Annotated in this window: 14 protein-coding genes and 1 tRNA gene; 8 read left to right on the top strand and 7 right to left on the bottom strand. The window is 35.5% G+C overall.

The genetic code is table 11. The features are described 5' to 3' along the window. Positions 1-10 precede the first annotated feature (10 nt). Positions 11-532 (bottom strand): DinB family protein, encoded by a 522-nt coding sequence (locus WAA15_RS19945; protein WP_337044594.1) that lies wholly within the window; start codon positions 530-532, stop codon positions 11-13. Positions 533-632: 100 nt separating this feature from the next. Between WAA15_RS19945 and WAA15_RS19950 the strand changes: the two genes are divergently transcribed. Further along, positions 633-706 (top strand) — tRNA-Asp (locus WAA15_RS19950). A 286-nt stretch (positions 707-992) separates the two neighbouring features. Here WAA15_RS19950 and WAA15_RS19955 read toward each other — a convergent pair. Together WAA15_RS19955 and WAA15_RS19960 are read right to left on the bottom strand one after the other, a co-directional pair. Further along, on the bottom strand, positions 993-1412 hold the full coding sequence (locus WAA15_RS19955) for a transposase (protein WP_337044610.1): 420 nt from the start codon (positions 1410-1412) through the stop codon (positions 993-995). 203 nt (positions 1413-1615) lie between these two features. Further along, entirely contained in the window at positions 1616-2713 is a 1098-nt protein-coding gene (locus WAA15_RS19960; RefSeq protein WP_337044595.1) for an IS4 family transposase, read from the bottom strand. Positions 2714-3085: 372 nt separating this feature from the next. Between WAA15_RS19960 and WAA15_RS19965 the strand changes: the two genes are divergently transcribed. The 6 genes from WAA15_RS19965 to WAA15_RS19990 all read left to right on the top strand — a co-directional run bounded on the left by WAA15_RS19965 (position 3086) and on the right by WAA15_RS19990 (position 8756). Continuing rightward, on the top strand, positions 3086-5863 hold the full coding sequence (locus WAA15_RS19965; protein WP_337044596.1) for an RHS repeat domain-containing protein: 2778 nt from the start codon (positions 3086-3088) through the stop codon (positions 5861-5863). Positions 5864-5975: 112 nt separating this feature from the next. Then, the gene (locus WAA15_RS19970; protein WP_337044597.1) at positions 5976-6572 is read left to right on the top strand and encodes a hypothetical protein; all 597 of its coding nucleotides are present in this window, start codon (positions 5976-5978) and stop codon (positions 6570-6572) included. 106 nt (positions 6573-6678) lie between these two features. After that, on the top strand, positions 6679-6981 hold the full coding sequence (locus WAA15_RS19975; protein WP_337044598.1) for a hypothetical protein: 303 nt from the start codon (positions 6679-6681) through the stop codon (positions 6979-6981). 305 nt (positions 6982-7286) lie between these two features. After that, positions 7287-7496 (top strand): helix-turn-helix transcriptional regulator, encoded by a 210-nt coding sequence (locus WAA15_RS19980; RefSeq protein WP_337044599.1) that lies wholly within the window; start codon positions 7287-7289, stop codon positions 7494-7496. Next, entirely contained in the window at positions 7489-7821 is a 333-nt protein-coding gene (locus WAA15_RS19985; protein ID WP_337044600.1) for a HipA N-terminal domain-containing protein, read from the top strand. The genes WAA15_RS19980 and WAA15_RS19985 overlap by 8 nt, the downstream gene beginning before the upstream one ends. After that, positions 7818-8756, top strand: a complete 939-nt coding sequence (locus WAA15_RS19990; RefSeq protein ID WP_337044601.1) for a HipA domain-containing protein — start codon at positions 7818-7820, stop codon at positions 8754-8756. Before WAA15_RS19985 ends, WAA15_RS19990 begins: the two co-directional genes overlap by 4 nt. Positions 8757-9055: 299 nt before the next feature. Here WAA15_RS19990 and WAA15_RS24600 read toward each other — a convergent pair whose 3' ends face one another. After that, positions 9056-9202, bottom strand: coding sequence for a helix-turn-helix domain-containing protein (locus tag WAA15_RS24600; protein ID WP_442892817.1), 147 nt, complete (start codon positions 9200-9202; stop codon positions 9056-9058). A 315-nt stretch (positions 9203-9517) separates the two neighbouring features. Between WAA15_RS24600 and WAA15_RS19995 the strand changes: the two genes are divergently transcribed. After that, positions 9518-9838, top strand: coding sequence for a hypothetical protein (locus WAA15_RS19995; protein WP_337044602.1), 321 nt, complete (start codon positions 9518-9520; stop codon positions 9836-9838). A 27-nt stretch (positions 9839-9865) separates the two neighbouring features. Here the strand turns inward: WAA15_RS19995 and mgtA are convergent, their stop codons facing one another. Genes mgtA through WAA15_RS20010 form a run of 3 tightly spaced genes read right to left on the bottom strand, consistent with a single transcriptional unit; the run spans position 9866 to position 16081 of the window. After that, positions 9866-12385: a magnesium-translocating P-type ATPase gene (gene mgtA / locus WAA15_RS20000; protein WP_337044603.1), complete on the bottom strand. Its 2520-nt coding sequence runs from the start codon at positions 12383-12385 to the stop codon at positions 9866-9868. Positions 12386-12430: 45 nt separating this feature from the next. Next, positions 12431-14935: a cation-translocating P-type ATPase gene (locus WAA15_RS20005; protein WP_337044604.1), complete on the bottom strand. Its 2505-nt coding sequence runs from the start codon at positions 14933-14935 to the stop codon at positions 12431-12433. Positions 14936-14980: 45 nt separating this feature from the next. Next, positions 14981-16081 (bottom strand): DUF6544 family protein, encoded by a 1101-nt coding sequence (locus tag WAA15_RS20010; protein WP_337044605.1) that lies wholly within the window; start codon positions 16079-16081, stop codon positions 14981-14983. Positions 16082-16219: the final 138 nt, after the last annotated feature.

A 16219-nucleotide genomic window follows, 5' to 3' on the forward strand; every position in this document is an offset into this window, starting at 1 on the left:
TGATGAAGTTTTACAGATAACGCTCTTTCAGGATATTCAGGTGGTGTAATTCATGGCCAGCAATAATCCAAGCTATTGCCCGTGGTGTAATAGACCAGTTATTGGCTAGCCCTATTCTGGATAATTCTCTTTGGCTAAACGATTTGAAAAGCAAAATAGTAGATTTTCTTTGAGCTTTGTATTGTAAAAGTAAACTTCTTAAACTTTTTTTATTAAAATTAGTGGCATTTACGTAATCAGCTTCCTCAAATCCGGGCAACGACTGTTTTTCGCCGCGAGCAATACACATAGCACGATAAGCGAGTATTCTTTCACAGTCAATAAGGTGGCCTAAAACCTCTAAAGGAGTCCATTTGCCTTCTGCATAGCGGTAAAAATATTTTTCTACGGGTAAAGATTTGAAAAAGTTATCCACAATTGAAATATTTTCAGCCATTGTTTGCAGGGCATTTTCAGATGTAACTGCCTGAACATAAATATTTTGTTGTGATTGAGCATTATACTCGTTCTGGGTAGGTTTAAAAATTTTCATATTTTTTTTTGTTTAACTCTTGACACGCAAATATAATGTTCCTACCTTTGCAGTCCCAAACGATGAGGGAAATAAAGTTTCAGCAACGTTTAGGAAATACGGTTCGGTAGTTCAGTTGGTTAGAATACCTGCCTGTCACGCAGGGGGTCGCGGGTTCGAGCCCCGTCCGGACCGCTGAGCGGGGGAATTGAAAAATTCCCCCGTTTTTTTTGATAATCCAGCAAGCCTTTCTCTCTCATTATCAAGCAGTTATGCGATAGTAAATCAATCATTGTCGGGGTTCGATACATACCCTCCTGATAGTAGAGTTTTTGATCAAACACCATATTTATCAGCTCCTGTTTTTCCAACGCATTGGTCTTGTTAAAAACAAATTCCAGGTCAGTTAGCTTCTCTAAATTGTTTTCTAAAATTCTGTACGTCTTGCTTTGGTCACTGCTTAAGTGTTCAATGGATGCCTTCAAGGAGAGCCTATTGTTATTAATTGAAGAGAACCACCTTTCGTAAGTGTCATGGCTAATTTTATTGGTAATCCATTTTTCTTCAATGGCAAACAATTTCGAATCTTCGGCTTCAAGTTCCCAACGAATTGAGTTTTCATATTTTCTCTAATTTTAGTGACTAAATGCATACCTTGCTGATAAAAAAGAGTGAAGAGTTTAGAGAGATACCCTTTATCCCCATAACATTTACCTTTCAATCCTTTGAACATTTTTTTGAGAAGATGCACATTGTTATCCATCACATTAGCGGGTGTTAATGCAAAGTTCATAATCTGTCCTAAGTCATTGATAATCAGATGGATTTTCAAGCCATAAAACCAACCAGTTGATGATTTGCCTCTTGTGGCAAAGCCAGTAAATACTTTATTGGAATGGATTCTTCAGTTATCACAAACAGGCAATTTTTTACCGCTTCGGCGGTCCGATATCTATAAAATAGTGACCAGTCTTTTTACTTAAAGAGGTTAATACTTTAACGAACATATATAATTTGAGCGTTTGGCGTCCTATCAATTCAATGAAACGATGATAACTCGGTAATTTTGGGAAATAGCTTATAAACTCTTTTTGTAATAAATGCCTAAGTACATGACAAAAAAGCTAGGGTTAATTTAGGGATACAACTGGTAAAAGAATTGATAAATACCTGAGCTAACCATTTTAAGCCATAGGCAAAAAAAGACATTTCTAATCTACCATGTTTTTTAATTTTTAGAGGTCTTATTGCATCATTTTTATAAATACCGACTTTATAAGCCCACATAAAAGTCAAAGCAATAATCATAAGTAATTTGTCAAGTCTTTCATAATCAGTTAAATGGGTATCTTCTAAGTTAAAACCTGAGGATTTCAAAGCTTTAAACATGGACTCGATTTGCCAACGTTGGGCATAGTATTCTAAAGTTTGGTAATTTTTTTCAAAACAAGCCACAATCAAATATTCGATTCTACCTTTTTTATTGACATATTTTAGTCCTGATAAATACACCCAATTATTATTGACTCGTACAATTTTAGGGTAATGATAAGCCGTATTGAGTGGTAAACTATAAAATAGCCAAAACGCTTTAACAATTCCTTTACCTGGAATATGCAGATGCATATTTTCACGCAATCGAATACAAAACCTTATTTGATTAATAATTAAGAACTGCCACCATTGTTCTCCAATAAATTGACGGTCTGCCGTTATAAATTCTATGGTATGTGCGCCAAAAAGATTAATATATCTTTGTAGTAAAACTATACGTTCTTGTTGATCCGAATTACCTCGTTTATTACCCAAAAACACCCATAAAAGAGGGAGGGACATACCTTTGTGTATGGCAACTATGAATAAAATATTAATGTTTTTATGTCCAAACTTCCAATTTGTACGGTCTAATGTCAAACCATAAGCACTTTTTGAAGGTAAAAGTTTGAATAATAATCGAGCAATTAAGTCCGCATCTAAGCTAAAGCAAGCAAAAAAACGCTGAATCCGTCTTAAATTGGAACTTAATGCAACTGGATTATCAAAACCTTGAGCTAATCGCTCATAATTAACACTTTGAACTTTTATTAAAAAGCTTATCAACAGCACAATGAATTTTACCCGCGCTGCATTTATAGGCAATTCTTTTCCTAGTATTTCTTGAAATTCGCTATATTTAGCCAGCTTTTTCGCTTTCGTTGACATATTTTAAGGATGTGAGAACCCACAAAATACAACTTCGAAACGAAAAAGCCTTTTTGTCATGTACTTAGATCATTTGCTCAAACTATTTTTGAGGCATCTCCTCTTAATAGACCTACTAAATCAAGTATAGTTGGAGATGATATTGATGGTTCAAATTATTCTGAAGTTAAATATGGCACAAATGATGGAACAATTAAGAAATTTAGCGTTGCAGGCTCAGTTATAACTGTAAGTAGTTATGCACCTAACACCTTATATAAAGTTACTTCTACACAAAAAGCAGCATCTGTAGCCGATCTCATTACAACCGAGTATACCGATAAAGAAGGCAAGGTAGTTTGTAAAGAGGTAGAGGGTTTAAAAACCTATAATGTGTACAATGACTTTGGTCAACTTGTTTGTGTTGTGCCACCAAAAGCTATTGAAAAAATACCAAACACTAATACTTTTACTTTGTTTGCAACTTCTGCTGAGCCTATCAATGAACTTGTTTTTGCTTATGAGTATAACGAAAGAGGTTTAATGACAAAAAAGAAAGTTCCTTCATCAGAAGAGGTTACAATGACCTACTATGAGGAGGGTATTTCTAAAGACATGCTTCAGAAAACCACCGAAAGACGTAATGACAAATTAATGGAAACAAGATTTGTGTATGATGAGCTAAACCGACCGATAAATACTTTAGTTAAAGTAAATGAGCAAGCAGAGCTTGTGGTTATGAGTAATAATTATGATTCATACCCAGACGGCCAGGTAGGATTTACATCCAGAAGTTTTTATAGTGTCGACGGAACATTACCTGCTATACAGACCGACAAAATCAAATTAAAAGGTCTAAAGATAAGTTCATGGGTTTTAGCAACCAAAACTGATGGGACCTATAATGAAGGTAAACAACTGGGTACCACAGTTTATTTTGATACTAAAAATCGCACTGTACAAACTATTACAAAAAACTATCATGGTGGCAATGAGATTAGTGCAACAGATCTTGATTTTATCGGTCGCCCACGAGCTGAATTTACAGAGGCAAGTATACAAGGAAAATCTGTAACAACTAAAACCCGTAATGGCTATAGTTATGGTGGCAGAAAAACTGCTATTTGCCAGAAAATTGATGCCGACAACTATAGCGAAAAATGGCAGCCGATAGCTACTTACAATTATAATGAGATTGGAGAAATGACCGAAAAAAATCTTGGTTGCCGCACACAAGTAGTAGATTATGAATACAATATTAAAGGATGGCTCACCAAAATTAATAATCCGGCATCGCTCAAAGTAGCGGCTATTAAAGAATTTGATTTCTTTGGCATGGAGCTTACCTATAGCGGCGATGGAAATATTAAAACACAAAAATATGCCAATGCACAAAGAAAATATACTACTAATAGTTATAATGATGTTTATGATATAGAATCAAAATCATATGATTATTCTTTTGGATATGATACACAAAAACGTTTGACATCTGCTAATATGGCTGGCTCTGGTAAATCGTTTGATTTGGCTATGGAACCATACGATTCTAACGGCAATATAACTACGCTTCAACGTACTGTAAATGGAACACTTGTTGATAACCTGGAATATAAGTATAATGGCACTAATTTATTAAATGAGGTTAAAGAGCATGCAATAAACAGGTACTTTAAAGGAAATTCCATGTATACCTATTACTCTGACGGGAGCCTTAAAAACGATAGCCAAAAGGATATAACAATTACATATATTGCCAATACTCTACCGGCTAAGATACTTGGTGGAACTAATGGTTACGAATATATTTATGATGCTACTGGCAGAAAACTACAAACTAAGGTTGGTACTGATACGTATGATTACGCAGGTAATGTAGTTTACTTAACAAAATCGGGTACAACCTCAATTGAATTTGTAGGTACCCCGGAAGGGCGCTGGATACCTAAAGAGGGACTGAAAACATATAATGCCAATAAAACAGAAAACTCTACGCCGGCAAAATATGGTCGTTTTGAGTATATATTGAAAGATCATTTAGGAAACAGCCGCGTAGCTTGCCGTTGCGTAGAAAAACCAACTGCAACCACAACTACCGACCAGGCATACTTGCCGGTGGAAACCCAAACCAACCACTATGATCCATGGGGCGTTAGCCTGAATGACGATATTCTACCTGTAGCTTTACTTGTCCCTTTACCTAGCATAAATAAACCACAAAATCGGTTTACTTATAATGGAAAAGAGTTACAGCAGGATATCGGTTTACATGAATATGGGTTCAGATGGTATGACCCAATGATTGCAAGATTTACTAGTGTTGACCCATTAGCAACTAAGTTCCCTTGGTGGACTACATATCAATATGCAAGTTCTAATCCTGTAAATTCAATTGATTTAGATGGGCTTGAATCTGTTAATGTAGCAACTGGTAAAGTTGACTTTACATTATCTGGATCTAATTTGTCACAAATTCAAAACTCAACAAATACTAACCCATGGAACGATTTAAGGTTTGATATTCCCAAAAATTATTTTATAACTGCGAATTTAAGAGGTAATAGTGTTTCTCCTCAATTAAGCAAGAACGCAAAAGGCAGTGAAACCAATTTTGATTATTATTCGACGGTTTTAACATTACCCGCAAATATGAGTATGGAACAAGTTTTTGACCGTATTCGTAGTAATTTTGCTAGTTTTAAAAAAGGAGCTGAAGCTACAGAGAAATTTGAAGCTAGTAAATCATCTGAACAACTATTATTTAACTCTGAAAACTCTAACACAAGCATTATGAGATTTGTTGTAAATCCTGGATTTCCAATAAATCTAATTACTAAAGAAGGTATGGCAGTCATCACTTCGAATTATCAAAAAGATGAAAATTCAATGTCTTGGGTATTTTCTCCAGTATATAGTGACCAAAATGGTGATTATGGCCACCCTCTTTGGGGAAACAGGCAATTTGGCATAACAAACAATAAAAACGGGACGTATACCTTTTTTACAAGAGGAATAGATAAACCATATGGTTATATAGATGCAAAATTACAAGATAAAATTTTTGAAGGAGCAAATCAATTATGGCCAAACGTAATAGGAAATGTTTCTGATTATGTTAGAAGAATAGGCGGAACAGCAGTAATACAGCCTTTTATACAATTTACTAAGTAAAACAGATATATTATTAAAAAATCACGATTGGAGTTCAATTCAAATATTAACTAGGCAAAAAATAAGATTTTCTAGTTTTGAGGTTTATTACTATTTACAAAATTTTCTGTTTATGAAACGTTTTTTTTATATAACAAATTCTATTCTTGTTGTACTAATGATAGTAGATAACCTTTTTTTTATACCTAAATCATCCTTTAGCGAAGTAATAAATTATCCAGCACACATAGTGTATATAATGGTTCCACTCTCTTTAATTGTAGGCGTTTATTTATTTTCTACAAGTAGATATGAAAAGGGATATAAAGTTTTATTAATAGCATATATTCTAAATATTGCTTTATCCATTTTAGTATATCTCTATTCGTCATTAAAGAAAGAAAATTTAAAGATTTTAATAGAGAATAGATCTAATAGTGGAATTTACGATATTAATTTAGGAAGAACAAAAAGAAAGATAGCAGCTAATTATATAAAAGAACTTAAAAATAATTCCAGCATAGCAGTAACTTGTAAATGTAGAAATATACGTTTCAAAAAAGAGATAGATGCTTTAGAATATACGTTTATTCAAGATGGTAAATTAAAGCGAATGATTATTTTGGCAAGAGGGATTGGAACATATGCTGATTCACTTGTAATAATTCATTATAATGATAAAACTATTTTAAAAGATGATAACAATATAGTAGTAGAGGAGATAAATTAATATTTTCTATTATAAAGTTATGATTAGCATCAGGTATAACTCCAAATAATATAATATAATTTATAGAATACGTAATAAATCATATATTTTAACAATTTTACTCTCAATGTCATCTATCCTATCTTTTAGTCAGACTAATAGTCCGCAAAGCACGATAGATGCTATTACAGTTAAAAACAAACTTCACTCTAAAGCTGATACCCTTCCTGCATTGCAGTTACAAAATAGGCCAGACACGCTTGCTAAACCCTTGTTTAATTATGCTGTTACGGCAACTTCTAGCTTGGAGAAAGACGGCAATATGAACTTGTTTAAAAACCTTACTGCAGGTATGGGTAATGCATCATCTATTGAGGCAACAGGTAGCTCGTCAGTTAACCCATATACATTCGGGGTTCTTTTTTTATAACACACTAATAGTCAATTATTTACACTTAATCCGATGTAAATAGCTTTCTCATCCACAAAAGTTTACCTCAACTACCTCAACAACCGATAAATGGCTATATTTCAAACATAATTTATTCCAAAAAAGCATGGGTTTATGCTTAAGTTTACTGAATAATTCGAGGTTTTGCATTGGTGATTGATGTATATTCCGGAAGCAAAAAGTATTAAACCATCATCGCTTTTTATTTATAGTGAAATAAATATACCCTAACAGGTATATTTATTTAAAAACTATTATATTTATACCCTATAAGGTATGAAATCATGAATCCAATCAGTGAATTTGTAAAGCAAAAACGCAAAAGCGTTAAATTAACGCAGGAGGAACTGGCTCAGAAAGCAGGCGTAGGTCTGCGTTTCTTACGCGAATTGGAACAAGGGAAAACCACCCTCAGACTTGATAAAGTAAATCAGGTACTGGACATGTTCGGCAGTGAGACGGGAGTTGTCAGAAAGGAGGTGAGTGATGAATAGAGCAGGGGATGTGTTTTTTTATGAACAACTGGCAGGCGTCATTTTTGAAGATGAAGAGGGTTATCATTTTCAATATGATAAAGATTATCTGAAACAGGATAATGTACAGGCCATCAGCCTGACCTTGCCTTTACAGGAAAAAGCATTTCATCAACAGGTATTGTTTCCTTTTTTTGATGGGTTGATTCCTGAAGGATGGTTAATGGAAATTGCTGTGGAGAACTGGAAAGTGAGTCCCCGCGACCGTATGGGATTATTGCTGACTACCTGTCGCGATTGCATCGGGGCAGTAGGCATCATTCCCAAAACAATAGAACCGATATGAAAAAGTGTTTATATTGTTATCAGCCTCTTAATGATGAAATCGCTGATTTTCATAGCAAATGTTCTAGAAGCATTTTTGGTTCAGATAAGCCTCCTGTTTTGTCTTTAGGTAAGGCAGATTTAAAAGTTATAGCCAGACAAATTGTTGCCAGAAGTGTAGCAGTGACCGGTGTGCAGCCCAAACTATCATTAGAAATTGAGAAAGTAGATACAAAGAATAGCAGGCTAACCATTGTCGGATTGTGGGGCAGTTATATTTTAAAGCCCCCATCAGATGTTTTCGACTCCTTGCCCGAGAATGAAGATCTGACTATGAAACTGGCAGATATTTGTGGTATCAAAACAGCAGCACATTCATTAATCAGGCTTCAGTCAGGTGAATTAGCTTATATTACCAAACGGTTTGATAGAAATAAAGGCCAGAAAATACATGTAGAGGACTTTTGCCAGTTGACTGAAACGCTTACTGAACACAAATACCGTAGTTCAATGGAAAAAGTGGGCAAAGCCATTCGCAAATTTTCTACTAATTCGGGTTTAGATGTTCTTGTATTTTTTGAGTTAAGTCTGTTTTGCTTTATTACGGGCAATGCCGATATGCATCTCAAAAATTTCTCTTTGGTTCGCACATGTGAGGGAAATGTATATCTGAGCCCTGCTTATGATTTGGTGTCAACTAGGCTGGCAATGCCGGAAGACACTGAGCAAACAGCACTTACGATTAATGGGAAAAAGCACAAATTGAAAAAAAGTGATTTCATAACTCTGGCAAAAACATTGCAATTGCATGAGAAGTCCATCGAAAAGGTTTTCAATAATCTGCTTAAAAAGGAAGGGAAACTATTACAAACCGTTGAAGCAAGTTTTCTGAGTAATGAGCAAAAGACAAGCTATATAGAACTCATAAAAAGTAGAATGGAGTTATTGAGACGTTAGAGTAGTCATGGATACTTAGTTTCTAATAGAAACAAGAAAGGAGGTGATTGTAGATTTATACCCAAAAGGGTATAGTAGTTTGTTTTTAAGATATATCATACCCGATAGGGTGTAGTTCTGAGGAGTGATTGAATATCCTATTAATTAAAAAAACTTTTACTCATCACATTAAAAGGCTTGTAATCTTATAAAAATTTCTTTTATCACCGTCTGAACATTCATTCATATATTTATTTTAACCGCCATTATCTTCCTTACCTATCAGTTTTAAATCCTGTAATCCTAAGACTCGTAGTACATTAAAATACGCGCCAAGAGATACATAGGTTCCCTTTTTCAATATGATATAAGTTAGAACGATCAATGTCGATTCTTTCGGACACCTGAATTGTGGTCAGATTCCGGCGCTTACGTGCCAACTTGATGTTTTCTCCCATTCTCCCCATAATCTGTTGAAACCTGGGAAGTAAAACTTGTTTTTTAGTGCACCAATTATTTGTTGTTTATTACCAACAAACATGATGTATTTGTAGATAATAGACAACATTCAGGCTTGATTGAGTTCATCAAGTAAGGCCAAAAGTGGAATCAAGGGTTCGATTATACCCACGTTTAGTCCGCAACGAAGCACTCAGCAATGAGTGCTTTTTTGATTTTTGGTTTTGACCTGTCCCGAAATAAGTGGATCAAACCTAAACGGGATCAAGTATAAAAGTTGTGGGTTAAATAATTTCGACCTTTGCATTTTACGAAAAGAGACGATGCAAGGGAATTACGGAAAATTATTAAAGCTACTGCTACCAGTAATCATTATTGAGAATTTTGAACTTACTTCTTACAAGACTACGTCAGAAGTAATGCACTTATATACGGATAAAGGAGCTACATTAGCACTGGTTAATAGCAATCCTTGGCCACCGAGCAGCACAGGATTAAAAGGCACGAATGACTGGACACAGTTATCGCTTAATTTTAATTCAGGTACGACCGGAATCATTACTATTTCCAGCCATTTAGGCTATACCAATACAGATTCGTCTGGTACAGCCTATTTTGATAATCTGACAATAGTACCTCAGTAATTTAATACAAAAGCAATAGTAATGATATTAAATCTTCCTGTATTTCTTAAAAAACCATACTTTGAGCAAATCTGCAGTAATGATATACGCAGCTATGATAGCTAAGATGGCTGCCAGACTTGTAAGAGGCAAAGGAACTAGTCCTATATCATTGGCAAGCGCCGTGTAGGGAAGGCCCAGGGTTAAGATTAGTCCAACAATACTAAAGAGTAAAAGATATCTGGCGGGTTGACTTTTGAAGAAGTTTTTATGGGTTCTGATAATAAAAAGAATAAACAATTCAGAAAGCGCTGATTCAATAAACCAGCCAGTCTGAAACTCACTTTCTTTTGCCTTTAATACAAATAACAGGGTAAGAAAGGTTATCACATCAAAAAGAGAGCTGTGAATCCCAAAGATAACCATATATTTACTGATTACTTTGAGATTCCATTTGCCTGACTTTTCCAGTTGCTCTTTATCGACATTATCAGAAGCCACTGTAAGATACGGAAAATCAGTAATGAAATTGGTTAAAAGTATTTGCTTGGGAAGCATAGGCAGAAATGGTAAAATAAGAGAAGCGAAAGCTACACTACACATATTCCCGAAAGTTGAGCCTGTACTTATATAGATGTATTTGAGTGTATTGGCAAAAGTCTTTCGTCCTTCTTTTATTCCGTCTGCCACTACCATCAGGTCTTTTTCCATTAACACAAAATCTGCTGCCTCACGAGCTACATCAACAGCATTTTCAACTGAAATTCCCACATCAGCTACAGTAATAGCCGACACATCGTTAATCCCATCACCCATATAGGCAACCGTATAAGATTTTCGTAAAGCCTGTAGAATCCGCTCTTTTTGCTGAGGTTCTACTTCTGCAAAAATATGTGTCTGTTTGGCCAACTGTCTCAAAGCTTCAGAACTGGTATTCAGTAATTCCTGCCCTGTTATCACTTCAGGGTTTGCAATACCTATCTTGAGGCCGATAGCCTTAGCTACATTAATATTATCACCGGTTATGATTTTCAGATTTACCTGAAGTTTTCTTAGCTCCTTAATGGTTGCAGTAATTCCTTCCTTAACCGGGTCTTCAAAAACGATAAATCCTGCAAAAATCATTTCTTTTTCATCATCCTTCGAAATATCGGCAGTATCAATATTTTTATAACCTATCGCAATCACTCTCAGTCCATCCTTACCAAATTGCTCAAATTTATTCTGAATAGCTGTTTGATGATTACTGATATCTTCAATTTTGCTATCACTTACCACTATTTTTGAACAGATACCAAGAATTTGAGTAAAAGCCCCTTTACAAATCAGGAGCCTTTCAGAATTAAGATTAACAGCTATACTTAATCTTTTACGAATAAAGTCATAAGGTATTTCGCCAATTTTCTCTGAAATGAGTTTTGGCTCAAAGACCAGGTTTTTCAATGCTTCGTCAATCGGGTTAGCATAGCCGGTTTCATAACTGGCATTCAGGAAGGCCATCTTTTTTACTGATTCGCTTTCTATCCCGAAAGGGTCTGTTAAGCCCACTACTTTAATAATGCCTTCCGTAATAGTTCCTGTTTTATCGGTGCATAATAAATCTACTTCACCCAGATTTTGTATGGATGCCAGTTTTTTTACAATCACTTTCTTGGCCAGCATACGACTTGCGCCTGCACTCATGGCAATACTCGTAATCGCCGGAAGTAATTCCGGTGCCATTCCTACAGCTAAAGCCAACGTAAACAAAGCCGATTCAATAATATTTTTATGATTCAATAAATTGACAATCAGAATAAATACAGAAAGGATTAAAGTTATTTTCATCAGGAAAAACCCGAAATCCTTGATACCTTTTTCAAACGTAGTTTCAACAGATACAGAAGCACTTTTGGCTATACTACCAAAAATAGTATTGGTTCCAGTGTTAATTGCCAGCGCTTTACCACTACCACTTACAATATTTGCCCCCTCCCATAGACAGTTAGTTCTTTTACCTAACTCTGTCTGTTCATTTAAAGTACCAGCGTATTTTCTGACAGGATAAGATTCTCCTGTTAAACTGGCTTCATTCACGTATAATTCGTTAGCCTCTACAACCAGACAATCGGCAGGTATTATATCGCCTGCCTTCAATACAATTACGTCTCCAATTAGTACATTTCCTGAATTAATCTGCTGTGATTCCCCATTTCGTAGAACGGTGCTTTTTAGTGTAACCATCGACTGTAATTTTTCTACCACCCTGTTAGCATTTCTTTCCTGAAAAAAACTCAGTAAGCCAGAAGACAGCACAATAAAAAGGATAATATATACATCTGAAGTATCGCCAAGAAAGATAGAGATGATGGCGGCTCCAATCAAAAGCAGAATTAAAGGACTGGTAAATTGTTTAATCAAAAGCAGAAATTCCTTGGCTAAATAAGCGTGACTAGTCTGAGGCCTTTCTACTGGGTAATCTGACTTATTAATAACTATATTACTTAAACCAGTATTTGAACTATTAAGCTGCTTAAACCAGTAACTGATATCAAATGCCCAGAAGCTTTTTGCAGGTAGATTTTGCATGAGATTAAACTGAATAATTGAATGCCTATTCTTTACTGTTTTGGATTATTGTTGGTTATGAATTCTTTTAAACCATTTTACTATCTCAAACCAGGCAACGCAAATAAACCCTATTACAATACTAATGAATAGCTGAGATGAACTTAAAGGATGAAACTGAAAGAACTTTGCCAATGGCTTTATATAGATTACTAAAATCATCAGTATACCAGTAATGCCTATAATAAGCTGAATCAGCTTATTACTATATTTTAAAGTGGTAAGGAATGAATAGTAAAAAGAGCGATTCACTAAGGTCAGAAATATATTAGCGGCAACCAATGTAGTAAACACCATTGTACGGGTAATGAATTCATTGAAGCCCTGATAGACTGTATACTGATAAACAAACAAAGTGCCTGCAGTAATCATAAGCCCTTGTATAATACTTGTAGTTAGTTCTTTCCAGTTAAAAAAAGTATTGGTAAACAGCCGGGGCTTTTGTATCATACTATTCTTTTCTATCGGCTCATTTTCATAGATAATAGAGCAGGTAGGCCCCATAATCAGTTCTAAAGTGATAATATGCACAGGCGAAAATATATTCGGATATATCCATCCTAAAGCTAAAGGAAGAAAGACAGTCAAGATAATCGGAATATGAATGGAGATAATATATTGAATAGCCTTTTTCAGATTAGCATATATTTTTCTGCCCGCCGCAATGGCATCAACCATTTTTGATAAATCATCTTCTAATAAAACCAGTGAGGCCGCTTGTTTTGCTATTTCAGTTCCTTTTTTACCCATAGCAATGCCAATGTGGGCAGCTTTCAGGGCTGGGCCATCATTGACACCGTCACCAGTCATCGCAACGATTTCATTATTCCTCTTCAACGCATTGATAATTCTTAGCTTCGCTTCAGGAAACATTCTTGTATAAAGGTTAGTCTCCTGTACAACCTCTTGTAATGCAGTTTCAGATAATTGCATGAGTTGGTCGCCTGATATACTTTTCTCATAGCCATTAAAACCAATCTGCCGGGCAATGGCTCCGGTGGTAGCTGCGTTATCCCCAGTAATAATCTTTACTCCAATGCCTGCCTGATAGAACTTCTCTAATACTTTAGCGATATTAGCTTTAGGGGGGTCATAAAAAGAAACAATTCCTTTAAAATTGAATGAGAAGTCCTGCTGTTTTTCAGGAAAATCACTTCCTTTGAAAGCTGCTTCACCCACCCCTAACACACGATAACCTTTAGCCGTGATAAGTTTGATTTGGTCTTCGATGTATTGCTTTTCAGATTCAGTTAATCGAGAGACACTCATAATGGCCTCAGGTGCGCCTTTGGCTACTATAATTCTGTTATTTATATTGTCTGCAAACACATGAGTCATCATCGGCGGCTTGCCTTCTAAAGGATATTCATGAATCATCCGATAAAAGGGTCTTTCATCCTTCTTTACAATTTTGGCATAGGCTTCATGCAAAGCTATTTCCATTGGGTCAAACGGAATAGGTTCGCTGGCGAACATAGCCACCCTGATTAATTCTTGTTCTTTCTCATCTGCAATACTATCAGGTTTGGTTATTTTTTCAGAACCGGGTACCCAGATGTCTGCCAGGCTCATTTTATTTTCTGTAAGCGTTCCGGTTTTATCCGTACATATAATTGTGGCGCTACCCAGGGTTTCAACAGTTTTTATTTGTTTTACTATGATTCCGTTTTTCATCAACCGCCAGGCTCCTAATGCCATAAAAGTGGTGAAGGCAACAGGGATTTCTTCAGGCAGAATACTCATGGCCAAGGTAAGTGCTTTGAGCAAGCTGTCTAGCATTCGATGGGACATAGTATAGTTGATAAGCCAGACAATAACAAAAATGATAAAGCCCACAATGACCATCATTTTTACAAAATTGTTTATCTGTAACTCTAAAGGCGTTTTTTCTTCTTCAATATTTTCAAGGCTTTTACCTATTTGTCCTAAGCGGGTATTATTACCAATAGCTGCAACAGTAGCAATAGCTAGTCCACTTGCGACAGTAGTTCCCTGATAAATAAAATGATCCTCTTTGTTAGAGTCTTTAAAAATTGGAAGAGATTCCCCGGTAAGAATGGATTCATTAACAGAGAAATCATTAGCATGGATAATAATGCCATCAGCAATGATAGAAGTGCCTTCTTCTACCATCAAGCTGTCACCTATCACAACATCTTTACTCAAAATGGCTATTATCTTTCCATTCCTTATTACTCTGCAAGAGGGCTGTGTATAATTTTTTAGTTGTTCTAAGGCATTATTGCTTCGGGTATCCTGAAAAATGGAAATGAAAGATACCAGAATAATAGCTGAAGTAAGAAAAATACCATCTGAAATAGCTCCGTTTACAAAGTAAATACCAGAAGTAACCAACAATAAAATAATCATTGGTTCTTTAATTAAGCTCTTTAACACACGAATCAAACCATTCTCTTTTCTATAGCTTAGCTGATTAGTTCCATGCTTCTGACGAGAGACAATTACCTCTTCGTCACTTAATCCGTTTATATTAAAATTGTTAGTAGCCAAAATAAAATAGGATTAGCGTAAGAAAATCAGTTACTCTTATGCTCATTAGAGCCTGTCGCAGTTATATTGAATATCGGTAATCTCGAATATCCCGTAGCATAAATCCCCTTCAGGGTATTTATAAATTGCTTGTGCATGACCCGCTAATTTGTATCCATTGATTTCTCTGTAATTTTTAAGAGGAGTCTCCCAGGGAATTTGTCTCATGCCACTTTCTTTATCATAGGCGTAGCGATCATTTGAAATAAAATTAATTAATTCTCCTTTGTCATTAAAATGTAGCCATGCAGTAATTGTAATATGATTGTTAGTAAAGGAGGCCTTTACCTGATTGCCGCTTGTTTCCAGCCATTTAATTCTTTTATCGATCAGAGTAGCCGGAGCCAGACAGCACATATCATTAAAAAAAGTGACAGTCTCGGCTTTTCCCATTTCATATCCTGACTGATACTGAACTTTAAACAAAGATAATAAACGTATGTTCATAAACGCATTGCCATTTCTGAAAGAATGGAATCCTGCCACAGGCAGATGATGCCTGGTTGCATTCATAAAGAAAAAACGTTTTGATGCCCCAATAAAGTTGTATTGTTCAGAAGTAAAAGGCATCCATTCAGACTGCTTATTTTTTCTTAGCTTACCCCTGAATTCGACTCTGAAATTATCTAATTCGGGTTTGCCGACTGATCTGGTATAATGCAGGTATTTTTTGACAGGCTCAGGCAAATACTGTATATCAACTTCAGTCAATATTGGCACTGAATATTTTTCTGAGTAACCGAAACTTTCTCTTACGGCAAGCGTATATTGCTTATTAAAGCTCCAGGCCGCATATCCTGTGACCAAAACAAGCAGAATAATACCATTAGCCATGGTACCATACTTCGCTTCTTGCCATGAATTGAAAATAACAACCTGAGAGATGATGATTCCAGCTAGGCCATATAGCAGCCAGTAATAATTTTTGAAAGCAAATAGTACTGCGGCATATAACAATAAGAAAAGAGCAACCAACCAGAAGATACCCATCAGTTTTGAGATAGGCAAAGAAAGAACTTTTACAGCGGCAGGTTGAAATGCTTCAACGAAACCGAGTAAGTGAATAAAACTATGAATCACTAATAGGATTACAAACGCTATTCTCATAAAGTTTTTGTCAAAGGTCTTTATTTAAATAGCAATGCCTTATGACTGCCGTCATACTTATTTATAATTTTAATCAGGCCATCCTTGATAATTGCTTTAAAATGATGAGATATATAGAAAATCCGGTCTGCCCAAGAC

Source organism: Emticicia sp. 17c, from assembly GCF_037153985.1.
In the GTDB taxonomy this organism is placed as follows: domain Bacteria; phylum Bacteroidota; class Bacteroidia; order Cytophagales; family Spirosomataceae; genus Emticicia.